Origin of the sequence: Lentzea xinjiangensis (assembly GCF_900110955.1) — a bacterium.
Lineage (GTDB): Bacteria > Actinomycetota > Actinomycetes > Mycobacteriales > Pseudonocardiaceae > Lentzea > Lentzea xinjiangensis.
The window spans coordinates 123,380-146,590 of the sequence record NZ_FOFR01000003.1 but is presented as its reverse complement, the minus strand read 5'-3'; the positions used below and the strand labels follow the sequence as shown (position 1 = coordinate 146,590).

Genomic DNA, 23,211 nt, shown 5'->3' with positions numbered 1-23,211 from the left:
GTCCTCCCACCCGCGAACCCCCTTGCGGGGTGCAGAATAAGGCGGACGATCAGCGGAACGAGGCGATTCCGGTCAACGCGTGGCCGATGGATAGCAAATGGATGTCGGAAGTGCCCTCGTAAGTCAGCACTGATTCCAGGTTGTTCGCGTGGCGCAACGGCGAGTACTCCGAAGAGATGCCGTTGGCGCCGAGGATCGTCCGGCTTTCCCTGGCGACCGCGATGGCCGTCTCGACGTTGTTGTACTTGCCGACGCTGATCTGCTCCGGCTTGAGCGTGCCGGCCTCCTTGAGGCGCGCGAGGTGCAGTGCCAGCAGCATCGCCGTGTTGACCTGCACGGACATGCTCGCCAGCTTCCGCTGCGTCAACTGGAACGCGGCGATCGGCTTGTCGAACTGGATGCGCGTGCCCGCGTAGTCCAACGCCGCCTGCAACGAATCCCGTGCGGCGCCCACGGCACCGAACACGATCCCGAACCGCGCTTCGTTGAGGCACGAAAGCGGGGCGCGCAGCGAAGTCGCCAGCGGCAGCCGCGCGCTTTCCGGCAGCCGCACGTCCTCCAGGACCAGTTCGGAGGTGACGGACGCTCGCATCGACAGCTTGTTCTTGATGTCCCGCGTGGAAAATCCCGGCGTGCCGCGAGGAACCAGGAATCCTCGAAATCCCTCCTCCGTCCTCGCCCACACGGTCGCCACGTCCGCCAGGCCACCGTTGGTGATCCACGTCTTCGCGCCGTTGAGCACCCAGTCCGCACCGTCGCGCACGGCGTGGGTGCGCATGCCGGACGGGTTGGAGCCGAAGTCCGGCTCGGTCAGCCCGAAGCACCCGATCGCCTCACCGGCGGCGAGCCGCGGCAGCCACTCCTGCTTCTGCTCCTCCGAGCCGTACTGCCGGATCGAGTACATCGACAGCGAGCCCTGCACGGACACGAAGCTGCGGATCCCGCTGTCCGCGGCCTCCAGCTCCAGGCACGCGAGCCCGTACGCCAGCGCCGACGTGCCCGCGCACCCGTAGCCCTCCAGGTGCATGCCGAGCACGCCGAGCTTGCCGAGCTCCCGCGCCAGCTCACGCGGCAGCACGCCCTCCTCGAACCAGGACGCGACGTGCGGCCGGACGTGGTCGGCCAGGAACGCCGCGACGGTGGCCTGGATGGCGCGCTCCTCGTCGCTGAGCAGCGACGGGATGTCCAGCAACTGCAACGGGTCCGGCACGTCACTGCTCCAGCTTCGGCGGGCGCAGCCGGTAGGTGACCGGCGTGCGCGACAGGCGGATGGGGTTCGCGACGAGCGTCATGTCGTCGATCGTCGCCGTGGGGTGCAGGCCCAGCGATTCGGCCAGCGCGAACGCCCGTGCGACGTCGTTCACCGGCCCGCACGGGACGCCGAGCGGGGTCAGCGTCTCGAACCAGTGCTGCGCCGGGCGCGTCCGCAGCCGCGCCGAGAGCACCTCGAAGAGCTCGTCGACGTGCTCGACCCGGCCGGAGTTCGTGACGAACCGCGGATCCGTCGCCAGCTCCGGCACGTCCAGCACCGAGCACAGCCGGCGGAACTGCCGGTCGTTGCCCACGGCGAGCACGATCGGCTGGTCCACCGTCGGGAACACCTCGTACGGCGCGATCGACGGGTGCCGGTTGCCCATCGGCTTCGGCACCGAACCCGCCAGCGTGAAGCCCGCGCTCTGGTTCACCATGCTCGACAGCAGCACCGTCAGCAGGTCCAGCTCGACGAGCTGGCCCCGCCCGGTCGCCTCGCGGTGCCGCAACGCCGCGAGGATGCCGACGCAGGCGTGCAACCCCGTGAGGACGTCGACCAGCGCCACACCGGTCTTCACCGGTGCGTGCGGACCGGGTCCCGTCACGCTCATCAACCCGCCCACGGCCTGCACGAGCAGGTCGTAGCCGGGCAGGTCCGCGCCCTTGCCGGAGCCGAACCCCGAGATCGAGCAGTAGACGAGGTCGTCACGCCCCAACGACTCGTAGTCCAGCCCGAACTTCTTCATGGTGCCCGGTGTGAAGTTCTCGACGACGACGTCCGCCCGCGCGATGAGCTCGCGCGCCCGCTCCCGGCCCGCCTCCGTCGCCAGGTCGATCTGCACGGACGTCTTGTTCCTGTTGACGGACAGGAAGTACGTCGCCTCGTCACCGTGGTGCGGCGGACCCCACGCGCGGGTCTCGTCGCCCCTGCCCGGCTGCTCGACCTTGACCACCTCGGCGCCGAGGTCGCCCAGCACCATCGTCGCGTACGGCGCCGCCAGCACGCGGCCGAAGTCCGCGATCACCACACCTTCGAGTGAGCTCATACGACCCGCCCCCGCAGCTTCATCGCGGCCAGCACGCGGTCCTGCGCCAGCTCGCGCGCGGCCACGTGGGTCGTCGCCCCCCGCCTCCCCGCCTCGGCGACGACGTGCGCCGCGTTCGCCCTCAGCTTCGAGGACACGGCGGCGAGCACCGTCGCGGGATCCACCGGGAACGGCGAGTACCGCGCGTCCATCCCGAACGCCGCCGCGACCACGCCACCGGCGTTCGCGACGAAGTCCGGCACGACCGTGATCCCGCGCCGCGCCAGCACCTCCTGCGCCGCGGCGGACGTCGGCAGGTTCGCACCCTCGACCACCAGGGTGGTGTCGAGCTCACCCGCGAGATCCGCGTCGATCACGTCCTGCAGCGCCGCCGGCACCAGCACGTCGCACGGCACCCGGAGCTCGGTGCCGAGCTCGCGGACGCCGCCGTACTCCGCGACCGCGAGGTCACCGGACTCGCCGCGCAGCTCCAGCAGCCGGGCGACGTCCAGCCCGGCGGGGTCGACCAGCGCCCCGTGCACCGACGACACGGCGACGACGACGGCGCCCAGTTCGGCGAACCGCCTCGCCGCCGCGGCACCGACCGCGCCGAAACCCTGGATGGCGACGCGCTTGCCGCGCAGCGAACCGTGCTGTGCCATCAGCTCGTCCGCCACCTCGGCCACGCCGAACCCGGTGACGCCCAGCTCGTCGTACGGAAGACCGCCGAGCTGAGCCGGTGCGCCCATCATGGCACCGCGGTCCGACAGCTCGTCCTGGACGATCGCGGCGTCCCGCTCGGTGAGGCCCATGTCGAGCCCGAGCACGTACTCGCGCGGCACCTCGTTGGAGAGCTTGCGCGCGAACGCCCGCAGCGCCGCCTCCTTGCCGGGGGAGGACGGGTCGAACAGGATGCCCGCCTTGGCGCCGCCGAAGAACAGGTCGGCCCCGGCCCACTTCCACGTCATCACGCGCGCGAGGCGGGCGATCTCCGCGACCGTCACGCGCGGGCTCATCCGCGTGCCGCCCTTGCCCATGCCGCGCGCGGTGTTGTCGATGACGAGCACGCCTCTCATGCCGGTGCGCCGGTCGGACACGCAGACGACCTTCTCGGGGCCCCACTCGTCCATGAGCTGGAGAACGTCCATCACACCCCTCACACGCAGTTGAGTTCGGGCCGCACCCGGCCGGCGGCGAAGCGGGCGGCGTCCAGGGCGGAGACGTCGACGAAGGGCTCCCGGTCCAGCACCAGGTCGCGGACGACCTCGCCGACCGCCGGGCCCTGTAGGAAACCGTGCCCGGAGAAGCCCGTGGCGTAGAAGAACCGGCCGGCGGAGCCGATCAGCGCGTTGTGGTCCGGCGTCATCTCGTACAGACCGGCCCAGCCGGTGCGCACGCCCACGTCCAGCAGTGCCGGCGCCCGTCTCCCGATCGCCTCGGTCAGGCGCGGCAGCCAGGCGTCCGACACGTCCAGCTTGAACCCCGGCGTCTCGTCGGGGTCGGACATGCCCAGCAGCAGCCCGCGACCCTCGCGGTGGAAGTAGAAGGTGCTGCCGAAGTCGATGGTGAAGGGCACCACCCGATCGGGTGGCCCCGGCATCGGCGCGGTGCACACGACCTGTCGCCGCAGGGGAGAAACCGGCAGGTCAACGCCCACCATCTCGCCGATCGACCGGGACCAGGCGCCGGCCGCGCAGACCACCGCTCCCGTCGAGACGGCGCCCCGGTCGGTCACGACGCGAAAAGTGTCGGACCCCGTCCGTACGATCGATCTCACGGTGGTTCTGGTGTGGAAGCGGACCCCGGATCGGCGGGCCGCGGTGGCGTAGCCGAGTACGACGGACTCCGGCGTGCAGTGTCCGTCGTCAGGCGAGAAGGCCGCCGCGAGCAGGCCGTCCGTTTCGATCAACGGCGACATCCGCCGTGCTTCTTCGGCAGTCAGCATGCGACTGCGCACGCCGAGGGAGTTCTGGAGGTCGACGTTGCGCTCGAACGCCGCCACGTGCTCGTCGGAAGAGAGGAGGAACAGGTAGCCGACCTGGTGCAGATCGATCTCCTGCCCCGGACGCTGCCCGAAGCGCTGGAACGCTTCGAGTGATCGGGCACCGAGCCTGATGTTGAGCTCGTCGGAGAACTGGGCGCGCACTCCGCCTGCTGCCTTGCAGGTGGAGCCGGAACCCAGCTCATCCCGCTCCACGACAACGACATCCCGGACGCCTGCCTCGGCGAGGTGAAAAGCGACGGATGTGCCGATCACCCCGCCGCCGATGACGACGACCTCGGCCTGACCAGGCAGCTCAGCCGAGCCGGTAGTCAAGGTCGGCCTCGATCGCGAGAGTGTCCATCTGCGCTTTCTGCAGCTTCCCCGAGTAGTCCCAGTTCATGGACTGCCAGCGGGTGAACTGGTCGAGCACCCACACGCCCGACTGCCGGGAGCCGTTGCCGCTCTTGCCGTTCCCGCCGAACGGCAGGTGCGCCTCGGCCCCGGACGTCGAGTTGTTGACGCTCACCATCCCGGCGGAGATGCCGGCGCGGAACCGGAAGGCCTTGTTCGGGTCCGTGGTGTAGATCGAGCACGACAGGCCGTAGCCCGGCCTGTTGCCGAGCTCGATCGCCTCGTCCAGGTCCGAGTACTTCATGACGCCGACGATCGGGCCGAACGTCTCCTGGAGGAACAGCTCGTCGTCGGCACGCACACCGGAAACGATTGCGGGGTGGTAGTAGAGGCCGTTCTCGCCAGTGAAGCCGTTGCGCGGGCTGGAGTTCGTGATGCGGCCGGTCGGGCCGTGCACCGAGTGGTGCTCCCCGATCCAGCCGAGGTACTTCTCGTACGCCACCGCGAACTTCTCGTCCAGCAACGGTCCATAGAGGACATCTCCGGTCGGGTCGCCCACGGCGGCGCCGGACACGGCTTCGACGAACCGGGCCAGGAACTCGTCGTACACCGACTCGTGCACGATCGCCGTGCCGAGCGAGGTGCAGCGCTGACCCGCGGAGCCGAACCCGGCGAACAGCGCGCCCTGCACCGCGAGGTCCAGGTCGGCGTCCTCGGTGACGACCATCGGGTTCTTGCCGCCCAGCTCCAGGCACGGCGTCTGGAGGTGACGCCCGCAGAGCTCGCCGATCCGCACACCGACCTCGCTGGACCCGGTGAAGCCGACCTTGTCGACGAGGCCCTGCCGCAGCGACTGCTCCAGGCCGTCGAACGTCTCCGAGCCCTCGGCGAAGACGATCTCGAAGACGCCGGCCGGGATGCCGGCTGCCTGGAACACGTCGTAGAAGGCGTGGGCCGACGCGGCGGAGTACTCGGCGGGCTTCCACACGACCGAGTTGCCGCACAGCAGCGCCGGGACGATGTACCAGGACGGCACGGCGACCGGGAAGTTGCCGGCGGTGATGACCGCCGCGACCCCGACCGGGTTGCGGAAGGTGAAGAGCTGCTTGTCGGGCATCTCCGACGGCACGGTCTGGCCGTAGAGGCGCCTGCCCTCGCCGACGAAGAAGTCGCAGGTGTCCACGATCTCCCGGACCTCGCCGCGGGCCTCGGCGTTCGGCTTGCCGATCTCGCGGGTCACGAGCTGCGCCAGCGGCTCGGAGTTCGCCTCGACGAGCCGGCCGATGTTGCCGATGACCTGTCCGCGCACGGGTGCGGGAACGCGGGCCCACTCGCGCTGCGCCGCCTTCGCCCGCCGCGCCGCGTCGACGAAGGTCCGGCTGGTCCCGAGCTCGATCTCGATGACCACGTCGGAGGTGTTCGACGGGTTCGTGGAGACGTAGGGCATGCACCCCACCCTGGTGTTCGGCGGGTGGGCGCACCAGAGGCGGCAGGGTGAAACCTGGCGAAGTCGAGCATAAGCTGTGCTGGTGCTCAACCCGGTTCATCTCCGCACTCTGGTCGAGGTGGTGAAGGCGGGTTCGTTCGCCGGGGCGGCGCGCCGGCTCGGCTACACGTCGTCGGCCGTCTCGCAGCAGATCTCGGCGTTCGAGCGCGCCGTCGGCGTGACGCTCTTCGAACGCGAGGCGCACTCCATCAGGCCGACCGGGGCCGCCCTGCTGATCGCCGACCGCGGCGGTGAGCTGCTCGCGGCGCTCGACGGCTTCGAGCACGAGGTGAAGGCGATGGTGCAGGGCGTGCGGGGCCGCCTGCGGCTCGGCACGTTCCCCACCGCGAGCTCGCGGGTGGTGCCGAAGGCGCTGGCGAAGCTGTCGGCGGAACGGCCGGACGCCGAGATCCGCCTGGACGAGGCCGAGCCGGACGACGTGCTGCCGCTCGTGCTGACCGGCGAGCTCGACCTCGCGCTGGTCTACGCCTACGACCTCGTGCCGCGCACGTGGCCGCAGGAACTGACCGTGCTGCCGTTGCTGGACGAGTTCCTGCTGGTCATGGTGCAGGCGGGGCACCCGGCCGCGAGGAACGACGTCAGGCTCGAGGACCTCGCGGCCGAACGCTGGATCGCCTCCCGCGACGGCACCTCGGGCGCCACGTGCCTCACCCGGTTGTGCGCGGCGGCGGGGTTCGCTCCCAAGATCGCTTTTCGCAGCAACGACTACGAGGTCGTGCAGTCGCTCGTGGCCGCGGGTGTGGGGGTCGCGCTGGTACCCGCTCTCGGCTACCGGGCGCTGCCCGGCACGCACGCCATGCCGTTGCGGCACCGGCCTTTGCGCAGGCACGTGCACGTCGTCCACCGCACCGCGAACGCGAACCCGCTGCTGCGGGACGCGGTAAACGCTCTCCGGGAAGTGTGCCGAAACGCTGTGGGCGGCCACATCACTGCGCCATGATGGCGGGATGGGGGAACTCAGCAGCGATGGGGCGCTGGCTGGGCTCGGGGACTGGGGTTCGCCGGAACAGCACGCCCACATCAGGCATCTGATCGACGACAACGCGCCGGGCGTCGAGGAGGTCATCCTCGGCACCCTCGACGACGCGGGACCGGTGCGCCCGCTGCTCTGCCGCGTGCTCGCCGAGCGGGATCCGGACCGCGACCCGGACTACGCGCTGCGGCACTTCTACGCCGAGACCGACGGCCCGGTCCGCCGGTGGCTCGGCCAGGAGGTGTACCGCAGCCCGTGGATGTGGCTCTACGGCATCACGAGGCTGCGGCGCGCGAAACCGGTCGAGCGCGTCACGCCGGACGTGACGCACTGGTTCGCGACCCGCCGCCAGATCGCCGTCACGGCCCTGGGCGACACCGCCGACCCGGCCGCCCTCCCGCCGGTCGTCGGCCGCCTGCGCGACTCGAAGTGGTGGGTCCGCACCCAGGCCGCGGCGGCCGTCCGCCGGCTCGCGCGGTCGGGCGTCGGGGTGGGCAGCGCCGCCGAGCCGCTGGCCGGCTGCCTGCACCACGACCGCCAGGAGGTGATCGAGCAGGCTGCGGCCGCACTGGCGCTCCCGGTCCTGCGCGATCGCTTGCTGTGGTCGCGCGCCACGTTGATGCCGCTGGCCGGCGCCATCGTCGACAACGCCCTCGACGGCGTGGTCGCACCGCTCGTCCCGCTGTGGCCCGGCGAAATCTGACGGGGTGCGCCGGTCGGCGCAGGCGACGCGGGCTACTCGCCGGTCCGGCCGTCCGCGAGCTCGCGGAGCAGGTCCAGGTGGCCGACGTGCCGGGCGGTCTCCTGAGCCACGTGGGCGAGGATCCACCGCACGGTGAACCCGCCGTCGGCGGCGCTGTCGCCCGGCGCGCGTTCCTTGAGCGCCTCGGCGTTCTCCCACTCCTCGCGGTACGCCTGGATCAGCGACTCCGGGGTGTCGTCGGCGGTGAGGTGCCACGACGGGTCCGGGTCGCCCTGCCACAGCGACGGCAGGTCGAGACCCGCGCCCGCGATGCAGAGCCAGTACCGCTCCACCGCCACGAGGTGCTTGAGCACGCCGAGCGCCGTCAGCCCGGGGGAGGTGGCGATCGGGGCGGCCGCGGCCTGGTCACGGGTCAGGCCGTCGACCTTCAGCACGGCGGTCCTGCGGAGGAAGTCGAGGAACTGCCAGGCGAGCACGGCTTCGTCCTCGGCGCGGTTCGTGGGCCAGGTTCGAGTCACCGGAGGATCTTGCCAGTCCTCCCGGTGGCGCGGAACCACGACCGGGCGGGAAGATGCCACTGTCCTAAGTGGTGGGTGGCACTTCAGTAGTAACGGCGCAACTTCGGCCAGATGTCTTCCCACGGCTCCGCCGGTGCCGTGCACGACCATATCTCCGTGCCGTCTTCCTCGTTCTCCACGACGTTGTGATACTGCGCAACGATCTTGCAAGCGGTGAACGGCGGTGTGTTGAAGCCGACGAGCAGTACGTCCTTGTCCGGGGTCTGGGGTGGTCCCCAGTCGTAGAAGGACATGTGGCCCGAGTACACGGGGATCGGGGTGTAGGTCTCGATGGCGCCGGCTTGGCCGTAGTTGCGGGTGATGACGACGGGGCGGTCGTTCTCCCGCCAGGCCTTCTCGACCGTCCCGGCGAGCTCCTCCCAGCCGACCTGCTCGCCCTGTTCCGGGTTGATGGCGAGGACCGGGCCGATCGCGTCCGGCGGCAGGACCGGCAGGGAACCCACGACCGCCGGGATGACGCTCAGGGCCACGAGCACGCCGCCGACCGCTTTGCGGCGCAGGAGCCAGTCCCCGCTCCGGCGGGCGCCCGCCGCCACCAGGACCAGCAGGAGCGGCACGGCGTAGTAGGGCTTGCCGCCGGTGAGCAGGCAGAGGACGCACAGGACCGGGTAGGCGAGGGCCAGCGAGCGCAACGTCCTGGAGCGCCAGAGTTCGCGGAAACCGAGCACCCACACCGGCACCAGCACCGGGGAGAGCATCACGAGCTGCATGGGCAGGAAGAGGACGCGGTTCTCGGCGCCGTCGTCTTCGCTGATGCCGCGGGCCACCGCGAGCAGCGGGAAGTCGTGCACCGCCTGCCACGCCAGCACCGGCGCGGCGATCAGCAGGCCCAGCGCCGCGCCGGCGGGAAGCCACCAGGTGCGCAGGACGTCGCGCGGTCCCACGGCCACGAGCGCGATCGCCAGTGCCGCCAACAGCAGGAGCAACAGCCACTTGTTCGCCATGCCCACGCCGGCGGTCGCGCCCAAGGCTGCCCACCAGCGGCCGTTCCCGGTCTTGAGCAGCTTGACGGTGAAGTAGCCGACGAGCACCCAGATCAGCAGGTCGACCGATGCGGTGGAGAGCATGTGGGCCACCGCGAGAACGAAGGTCGACGTGGCCGAGGCGGCCGCCGCCAGCACCTCACCCCCGCCGAGCTCCTTCGCGACCAGCGCGACGACGACCGTCGTCGCCAGGGCGAGGAGCGTTGCCACCACGCGAAGGCCGGCCGGGGTCTCGCCGAAGACCTCGACGGACGCGCGGGCGAGCACCGGGGTGATCGGTGGCTGGTCGACGTAGCCCCACGCGGGACGGCGGCCCGCGGCGACGAAGTAGAGCTCGTCGCGGTGGAAGCCGTACCGCCCGGACAACGCGGTCAGCACCACCGCCTGCACGGCGAGCACTGTCCCCAGCCCTCGTCCCATGGACGGACCGTACCCAGCCGGCACCTGATCAGGTGGCGTTTCTCCGGTACCAGCGGGGTGAGGTGGTGATCGGCGGTGTCAGGCTCGCGTTGACCACGACCACGGCGGGGCCCCTGGCGCCGGCCAGCGCGTTCCTCAGGCCGTCGAAGCCGTCGAGGGTGACGGCGGGGATGCCGAAGCTCTCCGCCAGCTTCGCGAAGTCGGGTCTGGTCAGGTCCACGCCGCTGATGGCGTGGTTCGCGATCCGCTGGTCGTAGCGGAGCATGCCGTAGCCACCGTCGTCGACGAGGACGATGGTGAGGGGCAGGTTCTCCTGCCTGAGCGTCGCGAGGTCGCCGCACGCGAAGAGGAAACCGCCGTCGCCGACCACCGCGATTGTCCGGTGCTCCACGGCCGCGCCGATCGCCGCCGGGAACCCGAAGCCGAGCGTGCCCCAGCCGACCGGGTAGGCGAGGCCGCGTGGTCTCGTGACGTGGTGGAAGCCACCGATCCAGTAGCCGGGGATGCACATGTCGGCGACGATCGTGGCGTCGGTGCCCTCCAGCGCTGCCAGCAGCGTCACGGCTTCGGGGGAGTCGGCCTCCACCAGCGCCCGCACCTCGGCGTTGACCGCGCCGACGTCGAAGACGGCCTCCTTGGCGCCCACCTCGGCGGCCAGCGCCGCGGTGACCGCCGCGGCGTCGCCTTCGACGGTGACGTCGGCGGGGTAGTTCTTGGTCGCGTCCGCCTCGTCGACGTTGATGGCCAGCAGGCTCCGCGGCCTCGGCTGCAGCCAGTTCTGCGTCATCATGCCGTCGAAGTCGGTGCCGATCGCGATCACGAGGTCCGCGTCGTCCCACAGCTTCCCGACGGGCGGCGCGTGCACCGGACCCCGTACGACATAAGGGCTGTCGGTCAGGCCGCGCGCGCCGTACGTGGTGAGGACCGGTGCTCGCAGCCTGGCCGCCAGCTCCGCCACCGCGGGGCCGGCACCCGAGCGCGCCGCCCCGCCACCGGCCCAGATCACCGGCCTCGCCGCCAGGGCGACGAGGTCCGCGGCCTCGGTGAGATCCGGGACGGGACAGGCCTGTCCGGTCTTCGCGATCGGGTGGTGCGGGACCTCGTCGGTCAGGAAATCGGTTGGCACGCCGAGGTAAACGGGTCCGTGCGGGCTCCGCGTCGCCTGCTGCACGGCGTCGCCGGCGCACGCGACCAGCTCCCGCGCGGACGGCACGGTGAACGCCGCCTTGGTGACCGGCACGAACATGGCTGCCTGGTCGCGCGTCTCGTGCAGCACGCCCCGGTGGACGCCCGGCCGGCGCAGGGTGGACGGGATGTCCGTGGCGATCACCAGCACCGGACTGCCCGACGCCCACGCCTCGCCGGTGGCGCCGAGCGTGTTCGCCGCGCCGGGGCCGGTGGTCACCACCGCCACGCCGAGCTTGCCCGTGGCCCGTGCGTAGCCGTCCGCCGCGTAGACCGCTGTCTGCTCGTGCCGGACACCGATCATGCGGATGCCGGGGAACCGGTGCAGCGCCTCCCAGACGGCGAGGTTGTGCACGCCGGGCAGGCCGAACACGACCTGGACGTCGTGCGCGGCCAGCACGTCCAGCAGACTCTCGGCACCCCGTGGCATGGGCCGACGCTAGGGCTCGCCCACCGCACCGGCAACGGGCGTGCGGCAGGTCTGGTGCTCAGCCCCACCCGCGCCACGCCTGAACGGTGTTCGCGGGGTGACCGGTTGTGCCACGATGTTCGGCAACCGCACGACCTGGGGGTTCGGGGATGCTGTACTTCGGTGGCCTGTTCGGGGTGCTGGTGCTGGGCGTGGTGATCTTCGCGGTCGTCGACGTGATCACGACCGACGACGGTTCGGTGCGCAACCTGCCGAAGACGGCGTGGCTCCTCCTGGTGCTGTTCTTCCCGGTGGTGGGCTCGATCGCGTGGTTCGTCGCGGGGCGTCCGGTGAGGCCGGGACGCGCGCGCTTCGGCGCGCCCGAGCGCCGTGCCCCCGAACACGACCGGCAGGGGCGGTTCCGGCCTGCCAACCCCGATGACGACGAGGAGTTCCTGCGCCGTTGCCGTGAGCGCGCGGAGGAACAACGCCGCAAGGGACGCGAGAACGAGTGAGGAACGTCCTGCTGCTGCTGGTCGTTCTGCTCGCCGGGTGCGGCGGTGGCGGGCGAACCGCCGTGCCGCCTCCCGGAACGCAAACGTCCACTTCGGACGGAATCGCGCCGGACGAGCTCGCGCCGGACGAGCTCGCGCCGGACGAGCTCGCGCCGGACGAGCTCCTGGCGCTGTGGTGGACGTGGGCTTCGCAACCCGCGGACACCAACCCCGTGACCGACGGCTCCGGGCGGTTCTGCATGCGCGAGCAGCCCGCCAGGGTCTGGCTGCTCGCCGGGTCGCCCGGGAACGGGCCGGTCGAGCGGCAGTGCCGGGTGCCCGCCGACAAGCCGCTGCTCGCGCCCGTCGCGCACGTCGCCGGTGACGTCACCGGTTGCGAGGACTTCATGCGGAGCGCGCGGGGCGAGGTCCTCGTGAACGGCTCCGCGCGGGCGTTGACGAGGGTGCCCGCCACACCGTTCACCTACGAGGCGCGCGCGGGCAACCCCTTCGGCGTGGAAGCCGGGCGGATCCACTCCGTCGGCTGCGGCCTGTACGCCTGGATCGACCCGCCGCCGTCCGGTGAGCACGAGCTGGTGATCCGCGGCTCCGGCGGTGGCCGGGACTTCGACGTGAAGTACGGGCTGATCGTGGGCGCGGACTGAAAACCGGGTGCGCCGGTCCGGTACCGTGGTCAGTGGCGTCCGAGCAGACGTGAGGCTGGAGCCGCTCCCCGGCGACGAGCGGCACTCTCCGCCGCAGTGTTCAGCAACTCCTGCTCACCGAAGCGAACCGACCACGTAGACGCGTGCATGCGTCCTTGTCGTGCCGAGCCGGGCGGCGGAAACGAGGACTGCTGTCATGGCACGTCTGTCCACCACGGACCAGCTCGCCGACCTGCGGCGCACCTACACGGGCGAAAACCTCTCGCAAGCGGTTCCCGCCGTCCGGAGCGGTGAGCTGCTGCCGGACGCGGCCACCGAGGCGCAGCGGCAGCTGGAGGCCAAGGTGCTGGCCGCGGCCTGCACCGCCGCCAGCGTGCTCCAGCTGATGCCGCCCGCGAGCATCATCCGGCCCGCCCACGCGTTCCGGACGGTGGAACCGGGGGAGACCGTCAGGCTGCACCTGAGCGACAGGGCTCTCGGACCGCTGCTCTTCGAGCTGCTGCCGCGCACCGAGGCCGGGTTCGGCATGGGCGTCGCCGGTCTGCGGCACGAGCAGCACCGGCGCTCGGCCGAGCTGACCACCGGCGACGCCGCGGTCGTGCTCGCCGGGGTCGACCAGGCCGCCTGGGACGCGGGCATGCGGTACGTGCGCTGGATGCACGAGTTCCGCGGCGTCGGCCACACCGACGGCGGCGGCAACGACGAGGAGCTCGCCCAAGCGGCCACTGGGAGCGCGCTGCTGCGCCGGGTACACCTGTGGCATGAGGCGAGCTGGCTGCGAGCACTGCCGATGGGTGAGGCCTGGTTCGTGGAGTGGGCCGGCGGCCCGGCCGAGGCCGAGGTCCGCGAGCGGCTCCGCCACCCGGACTTCGGCACCACCGCCGACATCGCGCTCCGCCGCATCGACGCGCCCACCAGGGACGTCGAGGAGGGCATGCGCACCTATCCGTGGCCGGAGGAGTTCGTGTCTGCCGTCACGGCTGCTGAGCCCGATCAGCGGCCTGACCACCGCTAGACTGCGCTTTCGCCCGCAGGAACGATCGTCAGGAGGACCCCGGTGACCCAGCAGGCTGCCGAGGCCCAGTCCGAAGCCACGCGCAAGGCCCCCCGCGTGCTGGTCGCCGAGGACGAGGCGTTGATCCGCCTCGACCTCGTCGAGATGTTGCGCGAAGAGGGCTACGACGTGGCGGGTGAGGCCGCGGATGGTGAAGAGGCCGTCAAGCTCGCGACCGAGCTGAACCCCGACCTGGTGATCCTGGACGTGAAGATGCCCAAGGTCGACGGGATCGAGGCGGCCCAGCAGATCGCGGGCAACCGGATCGCGCCGGTCGTCATCCTCACCGCGTTCAGCCAGCGCGACCTGGTCGAACGCGCCCGCGACGCGGGTGCGATGGCCTACCTGGTCAAGCCGTTCGCCAAGCGGGACCTGGTGCCCGCGATCGAGCTGGCGATGAGCCGGTTCAGCGAGCTCGCGGCTCTCGAGCAGGAGGTCGCGGGCCTCACCGAGCGCCTGGAGACGCGCAAGGTCGTGGAGCGGGCCAAGGGCATCCTCATGACCAAGCAGGGGCTGAGCGAGCCGGAGGCGTTCAGGTGGGTGCAGCGCACCGCCATGGACCGCCGCACGACGATGAAGGCGGTCGCGGAGGCCGTCATCGAGAACTTCGGCTGAGGTCGAGCCACACCGAGTCCGCCTGCCGCCCCGGATCCTCGGGGCGCAGGCGGACTTCGACGTCGTGGCTGCCCTTCAGGGACAGCCCCACCTCGTGCCGGCCACCGATCCCGCCGGGGATCGGCAACGTCGCGGCGTGCCCGCTGTCGACGTACACCTCAAAGCCCGCCACCGGGGCCACTGATCGTGCGGCGGCGGCGTCGAGGGTGACCACCAGCGTCGCGTCGTCCGGGCCCACAGCGGTGAGCTCAGCGGTCATCACGGGCAAAACGGGCGCGGGCTCGGCCGGGGCCTCCTCCAGCGCGGCCTCCGACCGGCCCGGCACCTCCAGGTAGCTCTCCAGGACCTGGGCCTGCGAGGCGCCCGGCATGCGCAGCACGAACGGCGACAGCGCGTCCGGTCCGTCGAGGGTGAGCAACGACGCGGGCACGTCCCCCTCGACGGTCAGCTCGCTGTCCTGCGCTGCCGACCAACCGCTCACCACCGGCCGCAACGGCACCCGCGCCGTGCCGAGCTGAGCGACCAGCCCGTTGACGTCGCCGCTGTCGCCGAGGCGCACCGTCGCCCGCAACCGCGCCCCGGGAGCTCCGCGCAACGGTGCGCGCGCCACGCCGATGCCCGGCGCCTCCTCGTCGGGCTCCAGCACGCGCAACGTCCCCGCCACCAGCAGCGTCTCGGTCACCTCGGCCACCGGCTGCGGTGATCCGGTGATGCCGACCGCGTCGACCTCCACGCGGCCGGGGTAGGCGGGCGGCGGCGTGACGCTGATCGACACGCTCGCCTCGCGCCACCGGGGCACGACAGCGGACGTGGCCACCTGCGCGCCGTCTTGCAGGACGCGCACACCGCCGCTTGTCAGCACCACCTCGAACCGGTGCGGAACGCCCGCACCGCGTGTGCCCGGCAAGACGGAGTCGTCCACCACCACCCGCACCGCATCGGCGGGCGGTACGGGTCCGACGCGGTCGGGCGTGCCGGGAACCAGGTCGAGCACGAGCTTCCCGCGGGGCCCGGCCGCGTCCGTCACCACGGCCACCCGGCCGAGTTCGTCGGAGTCCTTGAGCTGCAACAGCGTCCGTGCGCGCAATACGGCCGTGTCATTTCCGCACGGCATGTCGAGGACGAGCCGGCCGGAAGGCGCCAGGCTGGGCTTCACGCACCCGCTGCGGCCGCTCAGGTGGTAGCGGCGCTCAAGGAACCTGTCGTCGAAGTCGTCCAGCCACCCGTCGACCGCTCGGCGCCACCCGTCGTCAGCGGGGCGCTCCGCGGCCCGCACAGGTGCCGAGCGCCGGCCGAACGCGTCCACGGTCCGCACGACGGGCCGTCCGGAGCCGGCCGCCTCTGGCGACGCGACGAGCCGGCCGGCCACCTCGTACCCCGCGGCGCCGGCCACGGGCGCCCAGTGGACCCTGCCTCCGCTGCTCCATACGGAGGACGGTGGTTCGGGCACAGCCGATTGAGACGGCAACTTGACGAAATCCGCGGCGTACTCAGTCAGCCGAACGGGTGTTGAGCTGGGGTTTTGCGGCGTGTCGCCGGTCTGTCGCAGCGCCAGGACCGCCAGTGCGAGCACGATGGCGGTGCACACTGCCGCGATCACCCGACGACGGGGAGTCATACGCCCACGTTATGGCAGCCGTCCAAAGAGTGAACTGAGGTTACGGGATGTGACATTCCTTAAACAAAACATAACGCCGAGTTGCGTTATGGTCACGAGCCCATTGGCTTTGATGACTGCGGTCACAGTCATCGCCTAGGTTCCGGCCATCCCTCAGGAGAGGGTGATGGAGCGGTGCGCGGAGAACTCGCGTCGCCGGGAGCAGGGATAGAGGAGGGACATCACGTGCGTAAGCACTCTGTGAAGTCCGCTGCGATTGTCGGCGCCACGCTGCTTGTCGTCGCAGCCTGTGGCACGAACAAGGAAGAAGGCGGCACCGCGGGGGGCAGCTGCGACACGTCGAAGGGCACTCTGACCGTCGGTGTGGTCGCTCCGCTGTCCGGCAACCTGTCCGCTCTCGGCCTGGGCATCAAGCAGTCCGCCGAGCTCGCCGCGGACGAGGCGAACAAGAAGTGCACGGTGAAGGGCTACAAGCTGGCCGTCTCCGCGCAGGACGACGAGGCCAACCCCGCCAAGGGCGCCCAGGCCGCGACGAAGCTCGCGACCGACCCGAACGTCGTCGGTGTCGTCGGCACGCTGAACTCGTCGGTCGCGCAGACCGTGCAGCCGATCCTGCGGGACAAGAAGATCCCCCAGGTGTCGCCCGCGAACACGAACCCGTCGCTGACCAGGGGCAATGACTTCCTGACCGCCCCGAAGCGCCAGTTCGACAACTACTTCCGCGTCTGCGCCACCGACGACCTGCAGGGCCCGTACGCGGCCAACTACCTGGTCGAGAAGGCCGGCAAGAAGAAGATCGCGATCGTCACCGACGGCAAGACCTACGGCGCCGGCCTCGCGGCCGAGCTGTCGAAGCAGGTCGCCAAGAAGGGTGGCCAGATCGTCGGCCAGGAGACCGTCGGCGAGAAGGACACCGACTTCTCCGGTGTCATCGCCAAGATCAAGGCACTCGCGCCGGAGGCCGTCTACTACGGCGGTGAGTACCCGGCCGCCGGCCCGCTGTCCAAGCAGATGAAGGACGCCGGTCTCAACGTTCCGCTGATGGGCGGCGACGGCATCTTCGACCCGAAGTTCATCGAGCTGGGCGGCAAGGAAGGCGACCTCGCCACCTCCGTCGGCGCCCCGACCGAGTCCCTGGCCACCGCCAAGGCCTTCGTCGACGCCTACAAGGCGAAGTTCGGCAAGGAGGACTACGCCGCGTACGGTGCGTTCTCCTACGACGCCGCGAACGCGATCATCGGTGCGCTGGCCAAGACCGTCGACGGCGCTGCCTGGGACGAGTCGAAGCGCGACGCGATGCTGACCAACGTCGGCGCCTACAGCGCCGCCGGTGCCACCGGTGAGGTCAAGTTCGACCAGTACGGCGACAGCACGAACAAGGTGCTGACCGTCTACTCGGTCACCTCTGAGAAGTGGAAGGACGTCCAGACCGGCGAGTTCACCGGCTGACGACTACTGATCACTGATTGAAGCTACGGCGGGGGCGGGCGTTGTTTGCTCGCCCCCGCCGTCTACGGAGGTAGTCGTGTCAGTCCTGCTCCAACAGCTGGTGAACGGGATCATGCAGGGGTCGTTGATCGCCCTGATCGCTCTCGGTTACACGATGGTGTACGGCATCATCCAGCTGATCAACTTCGCCCACGGCGAGGTCTTCATGGTGGCCTCGTACGGAGGCCTCGCCACGTTCACGCTTCTTCCTGACGACCTCAAGAAGTCGCCTGCCGTGGCCCTGCCGCTCATGTTCGTCGGCGGCATCGCGGTGGCGGTCCTCGTCGCCGTGATCATGGAACGGTTCGCCTACCGGCCGCTGCGCAACGCGCCACGGCTGGCGCCGCTGATCACCGCGCTCGGCGTGTCCGTGTTCCTGCAGGAAGCCGTGCGCGTGTGGTACCCCAACGCCACGTCGAACCTGCCGTACCCGAAGGTGTTCCCGGAGGGCAACCTCTCGCTCGGCGCGGTCAACGTGCCGTGGACCGGCGTGCTGCTCATCGTGCTGTCGGTCGGCCTGTCGATCCTGCTGCAGACCTACATCAACCGGTCGCGGATGGGCCGGGCGATGCGCGCCACCGCGCAGGACCCCGACACCGCCAAGCTGATGGGTGTCAACCCCGACCGCGTGATCGTGCTGACGTTCGTCTTCGGCGCCGTGCTCGCGGGTGTCGCGGGCGTCATGTTCGGCGGCTTCCTGAGCAACATCAACATCGACATGGGCTTCCAGAACGGCATCTTCGCCTTCACGGCGGCCGTCCTGGGAGGTGTCGGCAGCATCCGCGGCGCCGTCATCGGCGCGTTCATCATCGGTCTGATCAAGACCCTGGCCGGTCAGTACATGCCGGGCGGTACCCAGTACGACTACGTGTGGATCTTCGTCGTGCTGATCCTCGTGCTCGTCTTCCGCCCGCAGGGTCTGTTCGGTGAGCCGGAAAGGGTGCGCGCATGAGCAACCAGAGCACTGTGCTTGCGCCTTCCGGCGCCACTGCCGCCGGCAAGCGCTCCCCGCTCGCGTCCGCCGCCAAGCCGCTCGCGGTCGTCGGCGGTGTGCTCGGCATCGTGGCGGCGCTGCTGCCTTGGGTCACGTTCAGCCTCAACGACGGCAACTGGCCGGACAAGTCGACGCTGCAGTTCTTCGACGCCCCGTTCGCCGTCACCGGGTTCCGCTGGCACGTGCTGCTGCTGGGCGTCCTCGTCCTGGTCGCGGCCTTCGCGCCGATCCCGTCCCGTGGTCGCGTGGTGCGGGCGCTCGGCTGGGGCCTCGCCGTCGTGTCGTTCATCAACGGCGCGTACATCACGGTCAAGGGCGGTGGCCTCGGCGCCATCACGGCCGCGGAAGGCGTGGTCGCGTTCGGCAGCATCGCCGGTCTCGTCGGCGGTGTGCTCGCCATCCTCGCCGGCTACGGCATCGGCATCGGGCCGGTGGGCGACTGGAAGTTCAAGCCGTCCACGCCGATCGCCTACCTCGTGCTGCTCGTGTCGTTCGCGGCCGTGCTGCTCACCGTCGCCGCGATGCTGACGACCGGTGGTGTCGGCACGTCGAACCCGTACGCGGGTGCGATCTTCCTGTCGTTCCTCGGGTTCGCCGGTGGCGTGCTCGGCGCCCTGAGCGGGGTCGGGTTCATCCGCTGGCTCTCGGTGCTGTCCGAGGAGCACCGCGTCTTCAGCGTGATCGTGCTGGCGGCGTGCGCGTTGCTGCTGCCGTTCACCGACGCGGGCAACGAGTACTGGATGACGGTCGCGGCGAACATCGGCATCTACGCCGCCACCGCGATCGGCCTGAACATCGTCGTCGGTCTCGCGGGTCTGCTCGACCTCGGGTACGTGGCGTTCATGGGCATCGGCGCCCTCGTGGCGGCGAACTTCTCCGGTGCGGCCGCCGCGAACTTCGGCATCGACCTGCCGTTCCCGGTCGCCGCGGTGATCGCCGCGGTCGTCGCCGGCATCTTCGGCGCGATCGTCGGCTCGCCGACGCTGCGGGTCCGCGGTGACTACCTCGCGATCGTGACGCTGGCGTTCGGTGAGATCTTCACCCGCTCCGCGCAGAACGACATCGGCGGTCTCACCAACGGCTCCAACGCCATCCCGGGCATCCCGGCGCTGTCGTTGTTCGGCAAGGAGTTCAACCGCGAGCTGTCGTTCGGCGCGGTGAAGCTGCCCGCCGGCGTCCTGTACTACGTCCTGATCGTCCTCCTCGTCGCCGCCACCATGGCGGTGTTCGCGAACCTCAAGTTCAGCCGCATCGGCCGTGCCTGGATCGCGATCCGCGAGGACGAGGACGCGGCCCGCGCGATGGGCATCCGGACCGGTCAGGCGAAGATCCTGGCGTTCCTCATCGGCGCCATGCTCGCGGGTCTCGCGGGCGCGGTGTTCGCGCACAAGAACGGCACGGTGTCCTACGAGTCGTTCAAGTTCCTGGAGTCGATCACGCTGCTCGCGGCGGTCATCCTCGGCGGCATGGGCTCGATCCCCGGCGCCGTCCTCGGTGCCGCGCTGCTGTTCGTGCTGCCCGAGAAGCTGCGCGACTTCGAGGAGTACCGCCTGATGATCTTCGGCCTCGCGCTGATCCTGATCATGCGGTTCCGCCCGCAGGGGCTCATCCCCGACCGGCACCGGCGAGCGGAGCTCGCGGACGAGGACGTGGGTGGCGCTTCGGTTGACGAGGTCCACGGAGCACCGAGGGAGGCGAAGGCGTGACCACGCCGGTTTTGGAAGCGCGTGACGTCTCGATGGTCTTCGGTGGCCTCAAGGCGTTGAAGGGCGTCACGCTGACGCTCGAGGAAGGCAAGATCGTCGGTCTGATCGGCCCGAACGGCGCCGGCAAGACCACGTTCTTCAACTGCCTCACGGGCCTGTACACGCCGACGACGGGCCAGGTGCTGCTCAAGGGCAACGTCCTGCCCGGCGACCCGGCGAAGGTGACGGACGCGGGCGTGGCTCGCACGTTCCAGAACATCCGCCTGTTCCCCAGCATGACCGTGCTGGAGAACGTGCTGGTCGGCCGCCACGTGCGGATGAAGCAGGGCCCGCTGGCCTCGCTGTTCCACGGCCCGGCCTACCAGCGCGGCGAGAAGGCGGCCCGCGAGCGTTCGCGCGAGCTGCTCGAGTTCGTGGGCCTGCGCGGCCCGGACGACGAGCTCGCGCGCAACCTCCCGTACGGCGACCAGCGCCGTCTCGAGATCGCGCGCGCGTTGGCGACGGACCCGGCGGTGCTGCTGCTGGACGAGCCCACGGCGGGTATGAACCCGCAGGAGACGGAAGCGACGCAGCAGCTGATCTTCCGCATCCGCGAGACGGGTGTGTCCGTCGTCGTCATCGAGCACGACATCAAGTTCATCTTCGGGCTGTGCGACTCGGTCTCCGTGCTCGTGCAGGGCGAACTGCTCGTCGAGGGCAGCCCCGAGGTCGTGCGGGCGGACCCGCGGGTGGTCGAGGCCTACCTCGGCAAGCCGCCGGAGGAAGTCGAGCACGACATCGAGGCCGCGAAGGGAGAGCAGGCATGAGCCCGCTGCTCGAAGTCCGCAACCTTTCGGTCGCCTACGGCGCCATCGAAGCCGTCCGCGACATCTCGTTCACCGTCGAGGCCGGCCAGATCGTGTCGCTGATCGGCTCCAACGGCGCGGGCAAGACCACGACCCTGCGGACCATCTCCGGTCTGCTGCGGCCGGCGTCGGGCGAGATCCTGTTCCAGGGCAAGCCGATCCACAACGAGCCCGCCCACGCCATCCTCGGCATGGGCATCTCGCACTCGCCGGAGGGCCGCCGGCTCTTCCCGCGGATGACCGTGGAGGAGAACCTCCAGCTCGGCGCGTACGTCCGCAAGGACGACGGCGTGCAGGCCGACATGCAGCGCGTGTACGACCTGTTCCCCGTGCTGGGGGAGCGACGGCACAACAAGGCCGGGCTCTTCTCCGGTGGTGAGCAGCAGATGCTGGCCATCGGCCGGGCCATGATGTCCAAGCCCCGCCTGCTGATGCTCGACGAGCCCTCGATGGGCCTCTCGCCGATCATGACGCAGCGGATCTTCGACACCATCAGGGAGCTGCAGTCGCTGGGCACCACCATCCTCCTGGTGGAGCAGAACGCCCTGGCCGCGCTCGCGCTGTCCGACCACGGGTACGTGATCGACCTCGGCAAGACCACGCTGGACGGTCCGGGGCACTCGCTGCTGGCCGACCAGCGGGTGCGCGACGCGTACCTGGGTGAGTCGCACTGAGGAAACTGCGGTGAGAGCGGGGCGGGGGACTTTCCCTCCGCCCCGCTTCCGTTCTACGAGCGGTCGAAGCCGGCCAGGACCCGGGGCAAGGCCAGCTTGGCAGCCCTGCCGTGGTTCACGTCCGCGCCCAGGTCCACGAGCGTGCTGCGGGCGTGGTGCCGCTTCAGGCGCTGGTCGCAGTGGGCGGAGGTCTCGAGCAGCGTGTCGCGGTCGCCCGCCGAGGAGTAGATCGTCACCGGGACCGCGGGGCGCCAGTCGCAGTAGCCGTCCGCCTCGCGGAGCTTCGCGCGCAGGACACCCGTGGGGTGCTTGACGCGCTCCAGGTAGGACTCGGTCAGCAGTTCCGCCATGGTCGCCGGCAGGTGCCGGAAGATGTCCTCGTTGCGGTGGTCGCCGTCGAAGAGCGCCTCGACCGAGGGGTCGCGGAAGGCCTCGGCGGGGTCGTCGTAGAGGTGGTGCAGGCGGTTCCAGGCCACCGTCCAGTACGCCATGTACGCCACGCCGTTGGCGATCTCGTCGTCCATCGCCTTGGCCACGAGCAGGCTCGGCTTGAACGGACCTCCGATCGGGGCGAGGGCGCCCACCTCCAGGCGCGGGTCGGCGCCGCGGTGCAGGGCCTGGCCCAGCGCCATGGCGGCGTGGCCACCCTGCGAGTGGCCGGTGATCATGACGCGCGGGTCGGGTACGAGGCCTCGGCGGGCGGCGAGCTCACGGGTGGCGCGCAGGGCGTCCACCGAGGCGGTGACGGTCGACGGGGCGTCGACGTACGGGTGGTGGCCCGGGCCGGTGCCCAGGCCCAGGTAGTCCGGCGCGGTGGTGAGGTAGCCCGCGGCGGCGAAGAGGTAGGTGGCGGCTCTGTCGTTGCCGTCCGCCACCGACGCCACGGAGCCCCGGTAGCCGGTGGTGCCGTGCAGCCAGGTGGCCTGCCGGGGCGTTCTGCCCCCGGTGCGAGGCAGGGCGACCAGGGCGCTCGCCGTCGTCGGTTTCCCGAAGGCGTCGACGGTGCGGTAGGTGATGCGCTTCGCGTCCACGGCGAAGCGGACGCGCGAGGCGTCCAAGGCGTGGTCCCCCAGGTACGTGACGAGCTGGTTGGTGTCCATCGTGGACACCGGGACGACGTCGAGGAGGCTGCCGCGAGCCGGGCGGGCCGAGGCGGTGGCCGGGACCGAGGCCGCGGCCACCGCGCCGCACAGGACTGCTGCTGTCAGCCGAGTCGTGAGGGTCATGCGGCCAACGATGTCGCGCTGATCTTGGTCGCACACTGGGGCTCACCGCAGAACGAGGGTGTGGTTCACCCCAGTACTAGGCGCCCGGCGGCTTCGGGCGGATGATGCACGTGAGGCGGGCGGTGCAGGTGCGCTTGCCGTCCTCGTCGGTCACGACGATCTCGTACGTCGTCGTGCTGCGGCCGAGGTGGATCGGCCGGGCCACGCCCGTCACGAGGCCCTCGCGCGCCGCTCGGTGGTGGGTGCAGGACAGCTCGAGCCCCACCGCGATCGAGTCGAACTGCGCCGCGTGCATCGCCGACCCGAGGGAGCCGAGCTGCTCGGCGAGCACGGCGTTCGCGCCGCCGTGGAGCAGGCCGAACGGCTGGCGGTTGCCCTTGACCGGCATGGTGCCGATCATCTCCTGGACATCCCATCGGGTGATTTCGATGCCCATCCGGACGTGCAGCTGCTCGTCGGCGAA

General features: G+C 70.6%; 22 protein-coding genes. 11 read left to right on the top strand and 11 right to left on the bottom strand.

Going from position 1 to position 23,211, the window contains the following annotated elements:
* Window positions 1-49 precede the first annotated feature (49 nt).
* From BMW88_RS10340 to BMW88_RS10320, 5 genes are read right to left on the bottom strand one after another with little or no spacing between them, the layout of a single operon-like run.
* The gene (locus BMW88_RS10340) at window positions 50-1,210 is read right to left on the bottom strand and encodes an acyl-CoA dehydrogenase family protein (protein WP_089950431.1); all 1,161 of its coding nucleotides are present in this window, start codon (window positions 1,208-1,210) and stop codon (window positions 50-52) included.
* A gap of 1 nt (window position 1,211) precedes the next feature.
* Window positions 1,212-2,297, bottom strand: coding sequence for a CaiB/BaiF CoA transferase family protein (locus BMW88_RS10335; RefSeq protein ID WP_089950430.1), 1,086 nt, complete (start codon window positions 2,295-2,297; stop codon window positions 1,212-1,214).
* Window positions 2,294-3,424: a Glu/Leu/Phe/Val family dehydrogenase gene (locus tag BMW88_RS10330; protein WP_177221034.1), complete on the bottom strand. Its 1,131-nt coding sequence runs from the start codon at window positions 3,422-3,424 to the stop codon at window positions 2,294-2,296. Before BMW88_RS10330 ends, BMW88_RS10335 begins: the two co-directional genes overlap by 4 nt.
* An 8-nt stretch (window positions 3,425-3,432) precedes the next feature.
* Complete coding sequence (locus BMW88_RS10325; protein ID WP_218148027.1) at window positions 3,433-4,593, bottom strand: NAD(P)/FAD-dependent oxidoreductase; 1,161 nt, start codon at window positions 4,591-4,593, stop codon at window positions 3,433-3,435.
* Window positions 4,574-6,058, bottom strand: a complete 1,485-nt coding sequence (locus BMW88_RS10320; RefSeq protein WP_089950428.1) for an aldehyde dehydrogenase family protein — start codon at window positions 6,056-6,058, stop codon at window positions 4,574-4,576. Before BMW88_RS10320 ends, BMW88_RS10325 begins: the two co-directional genes overlap by 20 nt.
* Before the next feature lie 82 nt (window positions 6,059-6,140).
* On the opposite strand from BMW88_RS10320, the gene BMW88_RS10315 reads away from it, so the two are divergent.
* Both BMW88_RS10315 and BMW88_RS10310 read left to right on the top strand, forming a co-directional pair.
* Entirely contained in the window at window positions 6,141-7,058 is a 918-nt protein-coding gene (locus BMW88_RS10315; RefSeq protein ID WP_089950672.1) for a LysR family transcriptional regulator, read from the top strand.
* Between the two features lie 7 nt (window positions 7,059-7,065).
* A complete protein-coding gene (locus tag BMW88_RS10310; protein ID WP_089950427.1) occupies window positions 7,066-7,794 on the top strand; it encodes a HEAT repeat domain-containing protein in 729 nt (242 codons plus the stop codon).
* Window positions 7,795-7,826: 32 nt separating this feature from the next.
* Here BMW88_RS10310 and BMW88_RS10305 read toward each other — a convergent pair whose 3' ends face one another.
* From BMW88_RS10305 to BMW88_RS10295, 3 genes are all read right to left on the bottom strand, one after another.
* The gene (locus BMW88_RS10305; protein WP_245777688.1) at window positions 7,827-8,312 is read right to left on the bottom strand and encodes a mycothiol transferase; all 486 of its coding nucleotides are present in this window, start codon (window positions 8,310-8,312) and stop codon (window positions 7,827-7,829) included.
* An 83-nt stretch (window positions 8,313-8,395) separates the two neighbouring features.
* The gene (locus BMW88_RS10300) at window positions 8,396-9,775 is read right to left on the bottom strand and encodes a glycosyltransferase family 39 protein (RefSeq protein ID WP_089950425.1); all 1,380 of its coding nucleotides are present in this window, start codon (window positions 9,773-9,775) and stop codon (window positions 8,396-8,398) included.
* Window positions 9,776-9,803: 28 nt separating this feature from the next.
* Window positions 9,804-11,390 carry a thiamine pyrophosphate-binding protein gene (locus tag BMW88_RS10295; RefSeq protein WP_089950424.1) on the bottom strand — a complete coding sequence of 529 codons (1,587 nt, stop codon included), beginning with the start codon at window positions 11,388-11,390 and terminating at the stop codon, window positions 9,804-9,806.
* 149 nt (window positions 11,391-11,539) lie between these two features.
* Here BMW88_RS10295 and BMW88_RS10290 point away from each other — a divergent pair, with 149 nt between their 5' ends.
* The 4 genes from BMW88_RS10290 to BMW88_RS10275 all read left to right on the top strand — a co-directional run bounded on the left by BMW88_RS10290 (window position 11,540) and on the right by BMW88_RS10275 (window position 14,197).
* Complete coding sequence (locus tag BMW88_RS10290; RefSeq protein WP_089950423.1) at window positions 11,540-11,884, top strand: PLD nuclease N-terminal domain-containing protein; 345 nt, start codon at window positions 11,540-11,542, stop codon at window positions 11,882-11,884.
* Window positions 11,881-12,528 (top strand): hypothetical protein, encoded by a 648-nt coding sequence (locus tag BMW88_RS10285; RefSeq protein WP_089950422.1) that lies wholly within the window; start codon window positions 11,881-11,883, stop codon window positions 12,526-12,528. Before BMW88_RS10290 ends, BMW88_RS10285 begins: the two co-directional genes overlap by 4 nt.
* 196 nt (window positions 12,529-12,724) lie before the next feature.
* The gene (locus BMW88_RS10280) at window positions 12,725-13,543 is read left to right on the top strand and encodes a hypothetical protein (RefSeq protein WP_089950421.1); all 819 of its coding nucleotides are present in this window, start codon (window positions 12,725-12,727) and stop codon (window positions 13,541-13,543) included.
* Window positions 13,544-13,585: 42 nt separating this feature from the next.
* The gene (locus tag BMW88_RS10275) at window positions 13,586-14,197 is read left to right on the top strand and encodes an ANTAR domain-containing response regulator (protein WP_089950420.1); all 612 of its coding nucleotides are present in this window, start codon (window positions 13,586-13,588) and stop codon (window positions 14,195-14,197) included.
* Here the strand turns inward: BMW88_RS10275 and BMW88_RS10270 are convergent.
* A complete protein-coding gene (locus BMW88_RS10270; RefSeq protein ID WP_089950419.1) occupies window positions 14,178-15,590 on the bottom strand; it encodes a hypothetical protein in 1,413 nt (470 codons plus the stop codon). The two genes, BMW88_RS10275 and BMW88_RS10270, sit on opposite strands and share 20 nt — an antisense overlap.
* A gap of 450 nt (window positions 15,591-16,040) precedes the next feature.
* Here BMW88_RS10270 and BMW88_RS10265 point away from each other — a divergent pair, with 450 nt between their 5' ends.
* The 5 genes from BMW88_RS10265 to BMW88_RS10245 all read left to right on the top strand — a co-directional run bounded on the left by BMW88_RS10265 (window position 16,041) and on the right by BMW88_RS10245 (window position 21,522).
* Complete coding sequence (locus BMW88_RS10265) at window positions 16,041-17,264, top strand: branched-chain amino acid ABC transporter substrate-binding protein (RefSeq protein ID WP_089950418.1); 1,224 nt, start codon at window positions 16,041-16,043, stop codon at window positions 17,262-17,264.
* 76 nt (window positions 17,265-17,340) lie between these two features.
* Window positions 17,341-18,255 (top strand): branched-chain amino acid ABC transporter permease, encoded by a 915-nt coding sequence (locus BMW88_RS10260; protein ID WP_089950417.1) that lies wholly within the window; start codon window positions 17,341-17,343, stop codon window positions 18,253-18,255.
* A complete protein-coding gene (locus BMW88_RS10255; RefSeq protein ID WP_089950416.1) occupies window positions 18,252-20,003 on the top strand; it encodes a branched-chain amino acid ABC transporter permease in 1,752 nt (583 codons plus the stop codon). The genes BMW88_RS10260 and BMW88_RS10255 overlap by 4 nt, the downstream gene beginning before the upstream one ends.
* Complete coding sequence (locus tag BMW88_RS10250) at window positions 20,000-20,809, top strand: ABC transporter ATP-binding protein (RefSeq protein ID WP_245777687.1); 810 nt, start codon at window positions 20,000-20,002, stop codon at window positions 20,807-20,809. The genes BMW88_RS10255 and BMW88_RS10250 overlap by 4 nt, the downstream gene beginning before the upstream one ends.
* Window positions 20,806-21,522: an ABC transporter ATP-binding protein gene (locus BMW88_RS10245; RefSeq protein ID WP_089950415.1), complete on the top strand. Its 717-nt coding sequence runs from the start codon at window positions 20,806-20,808 to the stop codon at window positions 21,520-21,522. The genes BMW88_RS10250 and BMW88_RS10245 overlap by 4 nt, the downstream gene beginning before the upstream one ends.
* 53 nt (window positions 21,523-21,575) lie before the next feature.
* Here BMW88_RS10245 and BMW88_RS10240 read toward each other — a convergent pair whose 3' ends face one another.
* Together BMW88_RS10240 and BMW88_RS10235 are read right to left on the bottom strand one after the other, a co-directional pair.
* Window positions 21,576-22,748, bottom strand: coding sequence for an alpha/beta hydrolase (locus BMW88_RS10240; protein ID WP_143116030.1), 1,173 nt, complete (start codon window positions 22,746-22,748; stop codon window positions 21,576-21,578).
* A 76-nt stretch (window positions 22,749-22,824) separates the two neighbouring features.
* A complete protein-coding gene (locus tag BMW88_RS10235; RefSeq protein ID WP_089950670.1) occupies window positions 22,825-23,184 on the bottom strand; it encodes a hotdog fold thioesterase in 360 nt (119 codons plus the stop codon).
* Window positions 23,185-23,211 lie beyond the last annotated feature (27 nt).